Source organism: Streptomyces sp. NPDC085460 (genome assembly GCF_044541975.1).
Lineage (GTDB): Bacteria > Actinomycetota > Actinomycetes > Streptomycetales > Streptomycetaceae > Streptomyces.
Genome location: NZ_JBITTO010000007.1, coordinates 302,785 through 318,471 on the forward strand (window position 1 = coordinate 302,785; position 15,687 = coordinate 318,471).

The 15,687-nt window shown below is 74.6% G+C and carries 11 protein-coding genes and 1 riboswitch; of the genes, 4 read left to right on the plus strand and 7 right to left on the minus strand.

The window, feature by feature from the left end; all coding sequences use genetic code 11:
• Positions 1 to 42: 42 nt before the first annotated feature.
• From gap to ACIGHB_RS20240, 3 genes are all read right to left on the minus strand, one after another.
• Positions 43 to 1,038, minus strand: coding sequence for a type I glyceraldehyde-3-phosphate dehydrogenase (gene gap / locus ACIGHB_RS20230; protein ID WP_360315078.1), 996 nt, complete (start codon positions 1,036 to 1,038; stop codon positions 43 to 45).
• Positions 1,039 to 1,220: 182 nt separating this feature from the next.
• The gene (locus tag ACIGHB_RS20235) at positions 1,221 to 2,177 is read right to left on the minus strand and encodes a helix-turn-helix domain-containing protein (RefSeq protein WP_360315080.1); all 957 of its coding nucleotides are present in this window, start codon (positions 2,175 to 2,177) and stop codon (positions 1,221 to 1,223) included.
• 65 nt (positions 2,178 to 2,242) lie between these two features.
• Positions 2,243 to 3,283: an NAD(P)-dependent alcohol dehydrogenase gene (locus ACIGHB_RS20240; RefSeq protein ID WP_399914769.1), complete on the minus strand. Its 1,041-nt coding sequence runs from the start codon at positions 3,281 to 3,283 to the stop codon at positions 2,243 to 2,245.
• Positions 3,284 to 3,619: 336 nt separating this feature from the next.
• Between ACIGHB_RS20240 and ACIGHB_RS20245 the strand changes: the two genes are divergently transcribed.
• Positions 3,620 to 5,710 carry a hypothetical protein gene (locus tag ACIGHB_RS20245; protein ID WP_399914771.1) on the plus strand — a complete coding sequence of 697 codons (2,091 nt, stop codon included), beginning with the start codon at positions 3,620 to 3,622 and terminating at the stop codon, positions 5,708 to 5,710.
• 112 nt (positions 5,711 to 5,822) lie between these two features.
• Here the strand turns inward: ACIGHB_RS20245 and ACIGHB_RS20250 are convergent, their stop codons facing one another.
• Entirely contained in the window at positions 5,823 to 6,236 is a 414-nt protein-coding gene (locus ACIGHB_RS20250) for a Fur family transcriptional regulator (RefSeq protein ID WP_360315086.1), read from the minus strand.
• 258 nt (positions 6,237 to 6,494) lie between these two features.
• On the opposite strand from ACIGHB_RS20250, the gene katG reads away from it, so the two are divergent.
• The gene (katG, locus tag ACIGHB_RS20255) at positions 6,495 to 8,720 is read left to right on the plus strand and encodes a catalase/peroxidase HPI (RefSeq protein ID WP_399914773.1); all 2,226 of its coding nucleotides are present in this window, start codon (positions 6,495 to 6,497) and stop codon (positions 8,718 to 8,720) included.
• Between the two features lie 149 nt (positions 8,721 to 8,869).
• On the opposite strand, the gene ACIGHB_RS20260 is transcribed toward katG, so the two are convergent.
• On the minus strand, positions 8,870 to 9,736 hold the full coding sequence (locus ACIGHB_RS20260; protein WP_399914775.1) for an SDR family NAD(P)-dependent oxidoreductase: 867 nt from the start codon (positions 9,734 to 9,736) through the stop codon (positions 8,870 to 8,872).
• Between the two features lie 257 nt (positions 9,737 to 9,993).
• Between ACIGHB_RS20260 and ACIGHB_RS20265 the strand changes: the two genes are divergently transcribed.
• On the plus strand, positions 9,994 to 12,036 hold the full coding sequence (locus tag ACIGHB_RS20265; RefSeq protein ID WP_399914777.1) for a phosphocholine-specific phospholipase C: 2,043 nt from the start codon (positions 9,994 to 9,996) through the stop codon (positions 12,034 to 12,036).
• 16 nt (positions 12,037 to 12,052) lie between these two features.
• Here the strand turns inward: ACIGHB_RS20265 and ACIGHB_RS20270 are convergent, their stop codons facing one another.
• Complete coding sequence (locus tag ACIGHB_RS20270; RefSeq protein WP_399915037.1) at positions 12,053 to 12,652, minus strand: hypothetical protein; 600 nt, start codon at positions 12,650 to 12,652, stop codon at positions 12,053 to 12,055.
• A gap of 477 nt (positions 12,653 to 13,129) precedes the next feature.
• Positions 13,130 to 13,315: riboswitch (cyclic di-AMP (ydaO/yuaA leader) on the plus strand.
• Positions 13,316 to 13,319: 4 nt separating this feature from the next.
• Between ACIGHB_RS20270 and ACIGHB_RS20275 the strand changes: the two genes are divergently transcribed.
• Positions 13,320 to 14,219: a transglycosylase SLT domain-containing protein gene (locus ACIGHB_RS20275; RefSeq protein ID WP_399914779.1), complete on the plus strand. Its 900-nt coding sequence runs from the start codon at positions 13,320 to 13,322 to the stop codon at positions 14,217 to 14,219.
• Between the two features lie 49 nt (positions 14,220 to 14,268).
• Here the strand turns inward: ACIGHB_RS20275 and ACIGHB_RS20280 are convergent, their stop codons facing one another.
• Positions 14,269 to 15,567 carry a phosphoribosyltransferase family protein gene (locus ACIGHB_RS20280; protein WP_399914781.1) on the minus strand — a complete coding sequence of 433 codons (1,299 nt, stop codon included), beginning with the start codon at positions 15,565 to 15,567 and terminating at the stop codon, positions 14,269 to 14,271.
• Positions 15,568 to 15,687: the final 120 nt, after the last annotated feature.

Here is a 15,687-nt window from a genome sequence, read left to right on the forward strand (position 1 = left end):
TCGGCCGGAGCCGAGGGGGGCGTGGCGTCAGGTGACGCGGGGTCAGCCGGCGAGCAGCTGCAGGGTGTCGATGACGCGGTTGGAGAAGCCCCACTCGTTGTCGTACCAGGCGACGACCTTGACGTGGCGGCCGTCGACCCGGGTGAGGGCGGCGTCGAAGATGGAGGAGTGCGGGTTGCCGGTGATGTCGGCGGAGACCAGCTCGTCCTCCGAGTACTCCAGGACGCCGGCGAGCTTGCCCTCGGCGGCCTTGCGGTAGGCGTCGAGGATCTCGTCGCGGGTGACCTCGCGGGAGACGGTCGTGTTCAGCTCGACGATGGAGCCGACCGGCACGGGCACGCGGATCGAGTCGCCGGAGAGCTTGCCGTCGAGCTGCGGCAGGACCAGGCCGATGGCCTTGGCGGCGCCGGTGCTCGTCGGGACGATGTTGACGGCGGCGTTGCGGGCACGGCGGGCGTCGCGGTGCGGGCCGTCCTGGAGGTTCTGCTCCTGGGTGTAGGCGTGCACGGTCGTCATGAAGCCGTGCTCGATGCCGGCCAGCTCGTCGAGGACGGCGGCCAGCGGGGCGAGCGCGTTGGTGGTGCAGGAGGCGTTGGAGACGATCGTGTGCAGCTCGGCGTCGTACGTGTCGCTGTTCACGCCGTAGGCGAGGGTCACGTCGGCACCGTCGGAGGGGGCGCTGACCAGGACCTTCTTGGCGCCGGCGTCGAGGTGGAGGCGGGCGTCCTTGGCGCTGGTGAAGCGGCCGGTGGCCTCCAGGACGATGTCGACGCCCAGCTCGGCCCAGGGGAGGTTGGCCGGCTCGCGCTCGGCGAGGACCTTGATGCGGCGGCCGTCCACCACGAGGGTGTCGCCCTCGACGGTGACCGGGCGGCCGAGGCGGCCCGAGGTGGAGTCGAAGGCGAGGAGACGGGCGAGCGCCTTCGGCTCGGTGAGGTCGTTGACGGCGACGACCTCCAGCGTGGTGTCGCGCTCCAGCAGGGCGCGGAGCACGTTGCGGCCGATGCGACCGAAACCGTTGATGGCGATGCGAGTCATGATGCGGTGTCCCTTCCGTTTCTTCGTGACCCAGCCTGTCTGGCCTCGCCCCGGCGCGGCAGGGGCGAGATCGCCATGGTCCGAAAGGATCGTGCCAAGAACCTGGCAGGACGGCGTGCGGACCCCCTTCCGGCCGCCTCCCGGCCTCCCGCCGGCCGTCCTCCGGCCACCTTCCCCGCGGGTCAGTCGCCCTGGGTGAAGGTGCGCCGGTAGTCGCTCGGGGTGGTGCCGAGGATCCGCTGGAAGTGCATCCGCAGGTTGGCGCCGGTGCCGAGGCCGGTCTCCGCGGCGATCTGCTCGACGCCGAGTTCGGAGCGTTCGAGGAGCTCGCGGGCGCGGTCGACGCGGGCGCGCAGCAGCCACTGCATGGGGGTGTAGCCGGTCTCCTCGACGAAGCGGCGGGAGAAGGTGCGCGGCGAGACGGCGGCGTGGCGGGCCAGGACATCGAGGGTGAGGGGTTCGTCGAGGTGGTGCAGGACCCACTCGCGGGTGGCGGCGAAGCGTTCGCCGTGGGGTTCGGGGACGCTGCGGGGCACGTACTGGGCCTGGCCGCCGCTGCGGTAGGGGGCGGCGACGAGCCGGCGGGCGGCGTGGTTGGCGGCGCCGACGCCGAGGTCGCCCCGGAGGATGTGCAGGCACAGGTCGAGGCCGGAGGCGGCCCCGGCGGAGGTGAGGACGCTGCCCTCGTCGACGAAGAGGACGTTCTCGTCGACGTGGACGAGGGGGCGCTTCTCGGCGAGGGCGCGGGCGTAGTGCCAGTGCGTGGTGGCCCGCCGCCCGTCGAGGAGGCCGGTGGCGGCGAGCGCGAAGGCGCCGGTCGAGATGGCGGCGAGCCGTGCCCCGCGCGCGTGGGCGGCGATCAGGGCCTCGACGACGGCCGGGGGCGGGTCCTCGCGGTCGGGGAAGCGGTAGCCGGGGACGAAGACGATGTCGGCCCAGGCGAGGGCGTCGAGTCCGTGGGCGACGTTGTAGGAGAGTCCGTCGCCGCCGGCCACCAGGCCGGGGGTGGCCCCGCAGACGCGGACTTCGTAGGGCATGCTCGCGCGGGTCGTGAACACCTGGGCGGGGATGCCGACGTCGAGGGGTTTGGCGCCTTCGAGGACGAGGACGGCGACGCGGTACAGACGGGTGGGGGGCACGTCACGAGCCTACGCGCCGCCGGTGGCCGGACCGGCGGGCCCGGCCACGCGCGCGTGAGGGGTGGTCAGCCGTGGGGCAGGATGACGGCGCGGCCTTCGACCCGGCCGGCGTGCAGCCGCTCGTACGCCTCGGGCGCCTCGTCCAGCGTGTAGGTCTCGGTGTGGACGTCGACGGCGCCCGCGCGGGCCAGGTCGAGGACCTCGATGAGCTCGGCACGGGTGCCCCAGTAGGGGGAGGTGACGCTCACTTCGTAGGGGAGGGCGCCGAAGCCGACCGGGAGGGTGCCGCCGCCGAGGCCGACGAGGGTGACGTCGCCCTCCACCGCGGCCATGGCTCCGGCGGACGCGGTGGTGGGCGGGGCGCCGACGAAGTCGAGGACGACCTCGGCGCCGCGGCCGTCGGTCAGGGCGCGGACGGTGTCGGCTGCGGAGGCGTCGGAGAGGACGGTGTCGTGGGCGCCGACGGTCCGGGCGAGGGCGAGCTTCTCCTCGGAGACGTCGAGGGCGACGACCCGGGCCGCGGTCATGGCGCGGAGCAGCTGGACGGCGACGTGGCCGAGGCCGCCGGTGCCGATGACGACGGCGGTGGAGCCGGGGACGAGCTTCGGCAGCGAGCGCTTGATCGCGTGGTACGGGGTGAGGCCGGCGTCCGTGAGGGGGACCGTCTTCACGGGGTCGAGGCCGCCCAGCGGGACGAGGTGCCGAGGGCTGTCGACGAGCATGTACTCGGCGATGGCGCCGGGGGCGCCGAGGCCGGGCGGGCGGATGCCGAGCTCGGCGGCGCGCAGGCAGTAGTTCTCCTTGCCCTGGGCGCACATGAAGCAGTTCCCGCAGCCCCAGGGGCCGTAGACGGCGACGGAGTCGCCCTCGGCGAAGCCGGTGACGCCGTCGCCGAGGGCCGCGACGGTGCCGACGCCCTCGTGGCCGAGGGTGAGGGGCAGCGGGAAGGGCAGCTGTTCGGCGGGCCAGTTCATGACGGCGATGTCGGAGTGGCAGACGCCGGCGGCGGTGACCTTGAGCAGCACCTGCCCGGGGCCGGGTTCCGGGTCGGGGACGGTGACGACTTCGGGGGCGGCACCCACGGTGCGGTACTGCAGTGCCTTCATGGCGCGTTCCTTTCCGGCGCCCCTGGGGCGCCTCGGCCGCGAGTCGGGCGGGCACGCCTTCTCCAGGGTGCGGCCGGATCACCGCCCGCGCGCGGCGGATCCCGCCCGGCGGGCATAGATGCAACATACACCTACCTGTGGGGGTCGGCACGCCGTACGGCTCCCCCGAGCGGGACCGGTTCGGAACGACGCAGCCGCGAGCGCGTCCCGGCTCGTCGCCCCGCCCGAGCGCCGGCTCCACGGGGCCGGCGACGCCCCACCCCGCCGCGAGCACCGGACGACCCGTCAGAGGCCCGCCGTACCGCGCCTGTCAGTGGGCGGAGGGAGACTCGGATCATGCTCATCGGGATCGACGACATCGACTGGACCGCACTCCAGCACGCCTACGGCGACGCCTCCGACGTGCCGGAGATGCTGCGCGGACTCCTCTCCGCCGACGCGGACGAGCGGGAGGGCGCCCTGGACGCCCTCTACGGCACGGTGCACCACCAGGGGGACGTGCACGACAGCACCGTCGCCTGCCTCCCCTTCCTCTTCGAGATCGCCACCACCCCGGGCCCGGAAGGGCGCGGCGAGATCGTGGAGCTGCTGCGGAGCATCCACGGCGACGGGCGCGACCCGGAGGAGTGCGACTTCTGGTCGGACGACGAGGAGGAGTACGCGCGGTGGTGCGGGCTCCTCGCGCGGGCCGAGGCGGAGGTCACCTCCCGCGCCGGAAGCCTGGCGCCGCTCCTCGCCGACCCCGACCCGGGGGTACGGCGTGCCGTGCCCCGCGCGCTGGTGCAGCTGCTCCCGGACCCGGAGGCCGTACGGGACGCCCTGGTCGCGCGGCTGCCGGCCGAGCCCGACGCGAGCGTGCTCCGCGCGGTGGCCGCCGCCCTCGGCGACCTCGGCGTCCGCGAGCCCCGGCTCGCCGCGGCGGTCGCGGACGCCCTGGCGGCGCTGGTCGGCCGGCCCGGCGGCGGTCTCCCCCTCGCCGCGCTCACCGCCCTCGCGCGCTGCGCCCCCGACCGCCTCCCCGCACCGGACGTCACCGCGCGGCTCGCGGCGGAGGAGGTCCGCGCGGCCGTGGCGGCGGCCCCGCCCGCCCCCGAGCCGGCCCCGTCGGGGTCCACGGACACGATGATCGGGTACCTGCGCACGCTGCGCGGCCGGCACACGGCGGGAGCCCGGGCCCCCTGGGCGACCGAGCTCCTCGGCGAGCTCCACATCGCGCTGGGCGATCGCGTCGAGGCCCGGTTCGCCCTCGTCACCGACCAGTTGGGCAGCACCGCGCGGGAGCAGCGCCGCGCGGCGGTCGACATGGCCGGGGCCCTGCTCACCGGATGGCGGGGCCCGCACGCGGAGCCCGTACGGCTCCTGGGCGAGCTGGCGTCGCGGGCCGATCCGGCCCTCGCGCGGGAGGCGGCGGGCGCGCTGCGGAACCTCGCCGTCATCGGGGCTCCCGCCGCCGAGGCGCTGGCCGAGCGCGTGGCGCGCGGCCCGGGGCTGCCGCCGCAGGCGCGCTGGCACGAGACGAGTTACGGGGAGGCGCTCGGCGCGCTGGCGGCGCAGGGCGACCGGCGGGCCGTCCCGGGCCTCGCCGAGGTGCTGCGGTACGGGCACGTACCGGGAGAGCTGCCCGAATGGCTGGGGCGGATGGAGCCGGGGACGGCGGCCCGGCTGGCGCCCGCCCTGACCGCGCGGCTGACGTCGATGATCGGCGCGGGGCGCAGCTCGTTCGCCGAGGCGCTCCTCGGCGCGGCGGCGGTGGCCGCACCGGAGGCGGCGGCGGAGGCCGCGCTCGGCTATCTCGGGCTGGACGGCCAGGCGCGGGTCCGTGCGCGGGGTCCGGCGCTCCGGGTCCTGGCCCGGCTCGGCGGCGGGGCGGCACCGGCCCTGCCCGTCCTGCTGCGGCTCGCCGGGGAGGCCGGCGACCCCCGGACGGCGGCCGCGCTCTGGGCGGCCGGCGGCCCCGGGGTGACCGGACGCGTGCTGGAGCCGCTGGCGGCGGGGCTCGGCGCCGAGCGATGGCAGGACCGGCACGAAGCCCTGCGGGCGGTCGCGCTGGTGGGGCCGGCCGCGGCACCTCTGCTGCCGGCGCTGCGCGGGCTCGCCGCGCGGCCGGAGGAGCTGGGGGCCTGGTCGGCGGGTGCGCTGGCGCGGGCGCTGTGGCGGGTGGGCGGCACCCCGGAGGAGACGCTGTCGGCGACCTTCCGCGCCTGGGACCAGCTGCGGGACAACCGTCCGGACATGGCGGAGATCTGGGCCGGGATGGGGAGCGCCGCCGCCCCCGCCGTCCCCCTGCTGCGCGCCGAGCTGGCCTCGTCCCGGCGCCATGACAACGACGGCGCCGCGCGGGGCCGGATGCGCTACCGGATCGCGGAGGACGAGCGTCTGCTCGGGTACGCCCGCACGGTCCTCGCCGCCTGCGGGGTCTCTCTGTGAGGCGGGGTCTCTCTGTGAGTACGGGCTGAGCGTTCTCCGCACGGGCTGCGAGCCCGCCCGCGGGGCCGGAAGCCCCTCCGCCGTCGGAGCCCGGACGGGGGCTCCGGCGGGCTCAGCGCGCGCAGGACGGGCAGCGGCCCCGGTAGGTGACGTCGACCTTGGAGACCGTGAAGCCGTAGCGCTCGGAGTCGGGGAGGACGGCGAGCGGGTCGCCGGTGGGCCGGACGTCGCGGATGGTGCCGCACTCCGTGCAGACCAGGTGCTGGTGCGGGTGGTGGGCGTTGGGGTCGTACCGCTTCGCGCGGCCGTCGGTGGAGAGCTCCACCACCTCGCCGAGGGAGACCAGCTCGCCCAGGGTGTTGTAGACGGTCGCCCGGGCGATCTCGGGCAGTCGCTCCACGGCGCGCGCGTGCACCTCGTCGGCGGTGAGGTGCACATGCTCGCCGGCGAGGACCTCCGCGACGACTCGCCGCTGCGACGTCATCCGCCAGCCGCGGGCGCGCAGCCGCTCCAGCAGGTCACTCATAAGGGCCCACCTGTTCCTCTTCTCGGCGATGACCGCGCGGGGTCTCGCACCCCCGGGCCGCCATCACTTTGACGTCGTTCTTGACTTGGACTTCGTCCATTGTAGGATCAGTTTTGTTGATGGCCAAGGGACAGGAAGAGTCCGACACGGCGGGAGACGAGGACGTGACGTGCCGCCTCCGGGGAACACTCCGGGCGGCACCGCTTCGTCGGGTCTCCGTGTCCGCGACCTTCCCGCGCGTGTCCGGAAGGAATACCCATGTCTGAGAACCTCGATGCACCCGGCGGCGACGTGACGGCCGAGGGCGCCGGCGGCTGCCCCGTCGCCCACGGGCGCGCCGCCCACCCCACCCAGGGCGGTGGCAACCGTCAGTGGTGGCCGAACCGGCTCAACCTTCGGATCCTGGCCAAGAACCCGGCCGTGGGCAACCCGCTCGGCGAGGACTTCGACTACGCCGAGGCGTTCAAGGCGCTCGACCTCGCCGCCGTGAAGCGGGACATCGCCGAGGTCCTCACGACCTCGCAGGACTGGTGGCCGGCCGACTTCGGCCACTACGGCCCCTTCATGATCCGCATGGCCTGGCACAGCGCGGGCACCTACCGCATCAGCGACGGCCGCGGCGGCGCCGGCGCCGGCCAGCAGCGCTTCGCCCCGCTCAACAGCTGGCCGGACAACGGCAACCTGGACAAGGCCCGCCGTCTGCTGTGGCCGGTGAAGAAGAAGTACGGCCAGTCCCTCTCCTGGGCCGACCTCATGATCCTCACCGGCAACGTGGCCCTGGAGTCCATGGGCTTCGAGACCTTCGGCTTCGCCGGCGGCCGCGAGGACGTCTGGGAGGCGGACGAGGACGTCTACTGGGGCCCGGAGACCACCTGGCTCGGCGACGAGCGCTACTCGGGCGACCGCGAGCTGGAGGAGCCCCTCGGCGCCGTCCAGATGGGCCTCATCTACGTCAACCCCGAGGGCCCCAACGGCAACCCGGACCCGGTCGCCGCCGCCCGCGACATCCGCGAGACCTTCCGCCGGATGGCCATGAACGACGAGGAGACCGTCGCCCTCATCGCCGGCGGCCACACCTTCGGCAAGGCGCACGGCGCCGGCCCGGCCGACAACGTCGGCGCGGACCCGGAGGCGGCCCCGATCGAGGCCCAGGGCTTCGGCTGGGCGAGCAGCTACCGCTCCGGCAAGGGCCCCGACGCCATCACCTCCGGCCTGGAGGTCACCTGGACCACCACGCCCGCCCAGTGGGGCCACGACTTCTTCAAGCACCTCTTCGAGTACGAGTACGAGCTGTCCAAGAGCCCGGCCGGCGCCCACCAGTGGGTCGCCAAGAACGCCGAGGCGATCATCCCGGACGCGTACGACGCGGAGAAGAAGCACCTCCCCACCATGCTCACCACGGACCTGTCGCTCCGCTTCGACCCGGTCTACGAGCAGATCTCCCGCCGCTTCTACGAGCACCCGGAGCAGTTCGCGGACGCCTTCGCCCGCGCCTGGTACAAGCTCACCCACCGCGACATGGGCCCGATCGTGCGCTACCTCGGCGCCGAGGTCCCGGCGGAGGAGCTCGTCTGGCAGGACCCGCTGCCGGCCCGTACCGGCGAGCTGGTCGACGCGGCGGACATCGCCTCCCTCAAGGAGAAGATCCTCGCCTCGGACCTGACGGTCGCCCAGCTGGTCGGCGCCGCCTGGGCCGCGGCCTCCTCCTTCCGCGGCAGCGACAAGCGCGGCGGCGCCAACGGCGGCCGCATCCGCCTGGAGCCGCAGCGCGGCTGGCAGGTCAACAACCCGGACGACCTCACCCAGGTGCTGCGCGTCCTGGAGGGCCTCCAGGAGTCCTTCAACACCGGCCGCACCGACGGCAAGCAGGTCTCCCTCGCCGACCTCGTGGTCCTCGCGGGCTCCGCGGCCGTCGAGAAGGCCGCCGCCGACGCCGGTCAGGCCGTCGAGGTCCCGTTCACCCCGGGCCGCGTGGACGCCTCCCAGGAGCAGACGGACATCGAGTCCTTCGCCGCCCTGGAGCCGCAGGCCGACGGCTTCCGCAACTTCCTCGGCAAGGGCGTCCGCCTCCCCGCCGAGTACCTGCTGGTCGACCGCGCCAACCTGCTCACGGTCAGCGCCCCCGAACTGACCGTCCTCGTCGGCGGCCTGCGCGTCCTCGGCATCACGGCGCCGCAGACCTCCCTCGGTGTCCTCACCGCCACCCCGGGCACGCTGACGAACGACTTCTTCGTCAACCTGCTCGACCTGGGCACCACCTGGTCGGCCACCTCCGGCGACGCGAACACCTTCGAGGGCCGCGACGACGCGACCGGCGAGGTCAAGTGGACCGGCAGCCGCGCCGACCTGGTCTTCGGCTCGAACTCGGAGCTCCGCGCCCTCGCCGAGGTGTACGCGAGCGACGACGCCAAGGAGAAGTTCGTGACGGACTTCGTCGCCGCGTGGACCAAGGTCATGGACCTGGACCGCTTCGACCTCCGCTGAGCCGCACCACCCGCCCGGGCCGGCCGCCGAGCACCGGCCGGCCCCGGCACCCACCGCCGCCGCCTCGCGCGCCGGCACCCCGCGCCCCCGTGACCTCCCCAGGTCCCGGGGGCGCGCCCCTGTCCGGCCCCCGTCGGGCGGGGCCGGGGTCAGACGCCCGGCACCGCCGTCCCCACCAGACGGTCCGTCAGCGTCATCAGGCGCCGGCGGGCCTCGGGGTCGTACGCCTGCTCGTGCGCCCGCGTGTCGGTGAACCGGTCGAAGTACCGTCCGGTGACCCCTGCCAGCCCGGGATCGACGACGAGCCGGACGGTCGGCCGGACGCCCTCCTCGATGCCGACGAGCGGGGTGAGGCCGTAGGCGCGGACGCCCTCGGTGTCCATGAGGTGCGCGGGGTGGAGCGCGTTGACGGTGACGCCGCTGCCGTCGAGTTCGGCGCCGAGGGCGAAGGTCGCCATGATCAGGGCCAGTTTGCTGCGGCAGTAGGCGGCCAGACCCTCGTACTCCCGCTCGAACATGAGGTCGTCGAAGTCGACGGTCTCCTGTCCGATCGAGGCGACGTTGACGATCCGGGCCGGGGCCGAGGAGGTGAGCAGCGGCAGCAGGCCGCGGGTGAGGGCGTACGGGGCCAGGTGGTTGACGGCGAGGCGCAGTTCGTGGCCCTGGGCCGAGACCTCGCGCACGAGGGGACGGGAGCCCCCGCCGGCGACGGCGTTGTGGACGAGTGCGTCGAGGCGGGGCTCGTGCTCCCGGATCCGCCGGGCGAGGTCCGTGACCTGGTCGAGGTCGGCGAGGTCCGCGACGTAGGTACGGACCTCGCCGCCGGCGCCCAGGGCTCGGGCCTCGGCGGCGACGGCGTCGAGCCGGGCGGCGTCGCGGCCGTGCAGGAGCACGGTCCCGCCGCGGGCGGCGAGGTCGAGGGCGATGCCCCGGCCGAGACCCTGGGTGGCCCCGGTGACGAGGGTGGTGTGGTGGCGCGGAAGTCCGGTCCCGGACGTGGACGTGTTCTCAGTCATGATCATGAGCTTGCCCGGCCGGGCGGCCGGCCGGGGAGAGTGTGCCGAACCTGGTGTCGCCACCACCAGGATGGGGACGGGCCCTCCGCCGCCGACTCCTTATTGGTCCCACCTCATACCAATTCCCGTACAGGTGGGACCAGCGGATCCGGCTGTTCACCAAGCCCTTACCGCACGGGTGTATACCTTTGGACGCCACTCCCCCATCATGACTGCCGGTGTGCCGCGGGGGTACGCCGTGACAGGAGGGGCGGGGCATGCTTCCCATCAGCCGCAGGGGGTTCGTCGGCATCGGCGCGGGGCTCGGCGCGGGACTGGCCGCGGGCGCCGTCCTGCCCGCGGAGACGGCCGCGGCCTCGGCCGCCTCGCGGGCCGCGACCGGCACGCTGACCGACGTCCGTCACGTCGTGATCCTCATGCAGGAGAACCGCAGCTTCGACCACTACTTCGGGACCCTCCGGGGCGTGCGCGGCTTCGGCGACCGGGCGGCCGGGAACATCCCCGGCGGCTGGGGCGCCTTCCAGCAGCCCAACTGGGGCGGCCGGCAGTTCCCGTGGAAGCTGAGCGACACCCCGCCGGCCGGCGGGGTCGACGGCGAGACGCTGGCGCAGTGCAACGGCGACCTGCCGCACAGCTGGACCTCGCAGCACGCCGCCTGGAACAACGGCCGCCTCGACAACTGGGTGACCGGCGTGGGCAACACCCGGACCCTCGGCCACCTCGACCGCGAGGACATCCCGTTCCACCACGCGCTCGCCGACCACTACACGATCTGCGACGCCTACTTCTGTTCCGCGCTGAGCGCCACCGGACCCAACCGCACCTTCCTGTGGAGCGGGCGGATCGACGCGTCCAGCAAGGACGGCGGGGACGAGTCGGGACTGACCTGGGAGACGTACGCGGAGGCCCTCCAGCGGGCCGGCGTGAGCTGGCGCGTCTACCAGAACGCCCAGGACAACTACGGCGACAACGGCCTCGCGTACTTCGAGAAGTTCACCGACGCCCGCCCCGGCGACCCGCTGCACGACCGGGGCATGGCCTCGGTCCCGAAGGTCACCGGCTCGACCCCGGACGACATCGCCGCCGCGATCCGCGCCGACGTCCTCGCCGGCACGCTGCCGCAGGTCTCGTGGGTGGTCGCGAACGAGGCGTTCTCCGAGCACCCGTACGCTCCCCCTGGCGACGGCGCCCACTTCGTCGACCTGGTCTACCGCGCGCTCGCGGCGAACCCCGAGGTCTTCGACTCGACCGTGCTGTTCCTCAACTACGACGAGAACGACGGCTTCTTCGACCACGTGCCGCCGCCGGTGGCCCCGCCCGGAACCCCCGGCGAGTACCTGGACGGCGTCCCGATCGGCCTCGGCTTCCGCGTCCCGATGCTGGTGATGTCGCCGTGGACGAGGGGCGGCTGGGTCAGTTCGGAGGTCTTCGACCACACCTCGGTGCTGCGCTTCCTGGAGACCTGGACCGCCGCCCTCGGCACCCCCGCGACCTGCCCGAACATCAGCGCCTGGCGGCGGAAGGTGACCGGCGACCTCACCGGGGTCTTCGACTTCGCCCACCCGGTGTACGGGGTCCCGGCCGGCCTCCCGTCGACGGCGAAGGTCATCGGCATGGGCACCTGCGGCCCGCTGCCGAACCCCGTGCCGCAGAACAACGCGCTGCCCGCCCAGGAGCCCGGCACCCGGCCGGCGCGGGCGCTCCCCTACCAGCCCAACGGCAATCTGGACCGCTTCGAGTTCGGCCCCGCCGGAAAGATCCTCGCCTGGTTCTCCATGACCAACCAGGGCCCGGAGGCCCGCCGCGCCGCGCACTTCTCGATCCATCCGCACCAGCACCGGTCCACCGCCGCCTGGCAGTACACGGTGGACCCGGGCACCACCGCCACCGACTACTTCAACATCGGACTCGGCTCGGGCTCGGGGAAGTACGACATCTCGATGATGGGCCCCAACCGCTTCCTGCGCCGTTTCATCGGCGACGCCTCCAAGGCGGGCAAGGCCATCGAGACGGCGGCCCGCTACGCCGTCGAACCGGGCACCGGGAAGACGGCGATCTGGTTCCGGCTGACCAACACGTCCGCGGGCCCGGTCACGTTCACCATTCGCTCGAACGCCTACCGGGCGGACGGCCCGTGGACGTACACCGTGCCCGCCGGGTCCTCGCACGAGGACTGGTTCAACGCGGTGGCCTACGCGGACGGCTGGTACGACTTCACGATCCTGGCCGACATCGACGGCACCTGGTCGCGCCGGTACACCGGCCACATCGAGACCGGCGCGCCCAGCGTCACCGGCTGAACGTCCCGCGCGGCCCTCACCTCCCGGCCAGGGCCGCGCGCCGGATCGTGGCGTCGACGAGGGCGAGCGCGTCCTCCGCGGTGCGGCCCGGCGCGCGGTTCCAGGGGCCGATCAGGCCGTGCCACCCCCGGGACCGCAGCTCGGTCATGACCCAGGCGCCGGCCTCGTTCATGGTGGACGCGCTGCCGTGGCCCAGCCGGTGGGCGGCGAGCATGGCGCCGCAGAGACACCGGGCACCGCGCGCGTCGCGCAGCTTGTACGGGGTGTTCTGCCAGCCCCACTCGGTCAGGACCCGGCGCGCGTACGCCAGGTGGACGGAGGGGAGTACGTCGGGGCGGCCGATCCGCCGCCACACGTGCAGCCGGTCCGGCAGCGCCGCCCCGATCCGGCCGGGCAGGGGGCGCTCGGCGGGCGGGGCCGGCGGCAGCGCGTCGAGGGCGTCGAGCGCGTCGGCGACGAGCCGCTCGACGGGGACGGAGAGGAGGCCCCGCCACGCCTCGGGGGCGGGCTCCGGCCGGACCGGGGCGGGCGCGAGCAGCCGCTCCCATGCGGCGCTCTCGTAGAGCCGGGCCGCCTCACGATCGAGGGCGTCGAGGTCGAGGACACCGGGGGCCAGGGCGTCGAGGGCGTCGAGGTCGAGGGCGTCGGGGGCGAGGTCGAGGGCCTCGGGGGCGAGGTCGAGGGCCTCGGGGGCGAGGTCGAGGGCGTCGGGGGCGGGGGCGGTGGCCGGCCGGGCGGGGCGCGACGGAGCGGGAAGCGGCATTCCCACATCATTAGCGCCGAATGTCGGGTTTGCCACTTATGAACCGCAGCTCGCGTGTCGCCCGTCACGACGCACCAGGAGCATTACCGCGCACAATTCCGCGAACAGAACAAGGCGCCCTATTCGGGCATTACGCACCCAGTGACGCGACTCACTTTTCCGGCGCCGCCATCGGGGCAACCCCTCTCACGAGCCGTGCGGGGCAAGGGATTCCGAACCGGCACCCGGCGCGCTCGATCTTGCATTCCGACTCGTCGATCTTTACCTCCGCTTTTCCCGCGTATTCGCGTCTTGTTTCCCGCCGCATTTCTCGCCTACGGTCACCTCCACTCAGGCGGATCGCCGAATCCTGCCACCGCCTGAAAGACCTCCCATTTCACCCGACGGCAGGAGCGGGGGACCCACCACACCGCCGGTCCGGCCAGCCGGAGCGGCTCGGGGTGAAGCCGCGTGCGCGCGGCCGGACACCTCCCGTCCGAACCCGACAGCTCACCTCGCAGGCGCCGGAGAGGAAACCGTCATGGCCGCTCACGGCAAGCACCGCCGCCCCCGACGCCGTCCCGTCTCCCGAGGTCTCGCCTTCGCGGGAACCGGTGGAGTCGCCCTGGCCCTGCCCCTGGTCGTGCCCGCCACGGCCGGCGCCCAGCCCGTCGCGCAGCCGGCCGCCCCGGCCGCCTCCGTCGCCGCCCCGGCCGTACGGGCCGCCGCGCCCGCGCAGGTACCCGCCGCGCCCGCCGCCACTCGGGCGTACACCGTCGTGAAGGGCGACTCGCTTTCCCTGATCGCCCACCGAAAGGGAATTCAGGGCGGCTGGAAGTCGCTTTACCAGGCGAACAGGACGGCCGTGGGTGACAATCCGTCACTCATTCACCCTGGTCTCGAACTGACGATTCGTCGGCATTCCGCCGAGGCCGCCCCCGCCCCGGAGCGGGCGGCCGGCAAGAGCGCCGCCAAGACCGCCTCCAAGGCCGGCGCCAAGCCCGCCTCGGCCGGTTCGGCCGAACGGGCGAGCCGCTCCTCCGCCCGCGCGGCGGCCCCGGCCGTCCAGGCCAAGGCCCAGCCGGCCGCCGCCAAGGCCGCGCCCGCCGCCGCCCAGTACGCCGAGAACCTCGACGGCTGGATCCGCGAGTCGCTGGACGTCATGGCCCGCTACGGCATCCCCGGCTCGTACGACGGCATCCTCCGCAACGTCATGCGCGAGTCCTCCGGCAACCCCCGCGCCGTCAACCTCTGGGACTCGAACGCCGCCAAGGGCACGCCCTCCAAGGGCCTGCTCCAGGTCATCGACCCGACCTTCGCGGCGTACCACGTGCCGGGCACCTCGCTCGACCCGTACGACCCCGTCGCCAACATCACCGCCGCCTGCAACTACGCGGCCGACCGGTACGGCTCGATCGACAACGTCAACGGCCCCTACTGATCGGCCCCGCCGTTCACCGTTCACCGTCCGGCGCCGGCCGCGGGGCCGTTCACCGTCCCGCCGCCTCCGCTCCGAAGCGGCCGGTGAACCAGGCGGCCGCCAGTGCCGCCACCTCCTCCAGGGCCCCGGGCTCCTCGAAGAGGTGGCCGGCGCCCGGCACGACCTCGATCCGGCTCTCGCAGTGCAGCAGCGCCTCGGCCCGCCGGTTGAGGTCCAGGACGAGCTCGTCGCTCCCGCCGACGATCAGCAGCGTCGGCGCCCGGACGGCGGCGAGCCGCTCCTCCGCGAGGTCGGGCCGGCCGCCCCGGGACACCACGGCGGCCACGTCGTCCCCCGGTGCCGCCGCCGCCCACAGCGCGGCCGCCGCGCCCGTGCTCGCGCCGAAGTAGCCCCGGGGCAGAGCCTCGGCCTCGGGCCGCGCCGCCGTCCAGGCGGAGGCCCGGGCCAGCCGTCCGGCGAGGAGCGGGGTGTCGAAGACCCGCGACCGGTCGGCCGCCTCGGTCTCGGTGAGCAGGTCGAAGAGGAGCGTGCCGAGCCCCGCCCGGTTCAGGGCGGCGGCCACCGCCCGGTTCCGGGGACTGTGCCGCCCGCTGCCGCTGCCGTGCGCGAAGAGCACCAGCCCGGCGGCCCCGTCGGGCAGCGCCAGATCGCCCGGCAGCTCCGGGCCCTCGCCCGGGATCCGCACGGCGGTGTGCCGGACCACCGGGCCGCGCGCCGCCCGGCTCCGGTCGAGCCGGGCCACCACCTCGGCGTCCGGCGTCTGGTCGAAGTCCCGGTAGAACTGCCCGACGGCGGCGAACCCCTGGGGAGTGTGCACGGCGACCGTCTCGTCCGCCTCGCCCCCGAGCCTCGCCGTCCAGCCGTACGGCGCCACGGGCACGGCGAGCACGATCCGCGCCGCGCCCCCGGCCCGGACCGCCCGGCAGGCGGCGAGCGCGGTCGCGCCGGTGGCGAGCCCGTCGTCGACGACCACCACGGTCCGCCCCTCCAGGGGCACGGGCCGCCGGCTGCCCCGGTACGTCCGCGCGCGGTCGGCGAGCACCGCCCGCTCCCGCTCCTCCACCGCCTCCAGGTCACGCGCGGTGACCCGCGCGTCCCGGACGATGTCCTCGTTGACGACGCGTACCCCGCCCTCCCCGATCGCCCCCATGGCCAGCTCGGGACGGCTCGGCACGCCCAGCTTCCGGACGAGACAGACGTCCAGGGGCGCGTCGAGGGCCTCCGCGACCTCGCCCGCCACCGGAACCCCGCCGCGCGGCAGGCCGAGGACGACGACCTCGTGACCCTGGAGATGGCCGAGGCGCGCGGCGAGCTGCCGCCCCGCGTCGACGCGGTCGGCGAAGTACATGACATGCCGCCTTCCCGGTGGGCGCCTCCCCCTCCGGCGGGCCGTCCGGCCCGTACCTCCAGGGTCCCACCCACCGGCACACCCCCGCCGGGCGCGCGCCCGGCGACCCGATCAGCCGTG

Bases quoted from the DNA above. Each gene is read 5' to 3' on its own strand.
- gap (WP_360315078.1), bottom strand. From the start codon at position 1,038: ATGACTCGCATCGCCATCAACGGTTTCGGTCGCATCGGCCGCAACGTG.
- ACIGHB_RS20240 (WP_399914769.1), bottom strand. From the start codon at position 3,283: ATGAAGGCACTGCAGTACCGCACCGTGGGTGCCGCCCCCGAAGTCGTC.
- ACIGHB_RS20245 (WP_399914771.1), top strand. From the start codon at position 3,620: ATGCTCATCGGGATCGACGACATCGACTGGACCGCACTCCAGCACGCC.
- ACIGHB_RS20250 (WP_360315086.1), bottom strand. From the start codon at position 6,236: ATGAGTGACCTGCTGGAGCGGCTGCGCGCCCGCGGCTGGCGGATGACG.
- ACIGHB_RS20275 (WP_399914779.1), top strand. From the start codon at position 13,320: ATGGCCGCTCACGGCAAGCACCGCCGCCCCCGACGCCGTCCCGTCTCC.
- ACIGHB_RS20280 (WP_399914781.1), bottom strand. From the start codon at position 15,567: ATGTACTTCGCCGACCGCGTCGACGCGGGGCGGCAGCTCGCCGCGCGC.
- katG (WP_399914773.1), top strand. From the start codon at position 6,495: ATGTCTGAGAACCTCGATGCACCCGGCGGCGACGTGACGGCCGAGGGC.
- ACIGHB_RS20265 (WP_399914777.1), top strand. From the start codon at position 9,994: ATGCTTCCCATCAGCCGCAGGGGGTTCGTCGGCATCGGCGCGGGGCTC.
- ACIGHB_RS20260 (WP_399914775.1), bottom strand. From the start codon at position 9,736: ATGACTGAGAACACGTCCACGTCCGGGACCGGACTTCCGCGCCACCAC.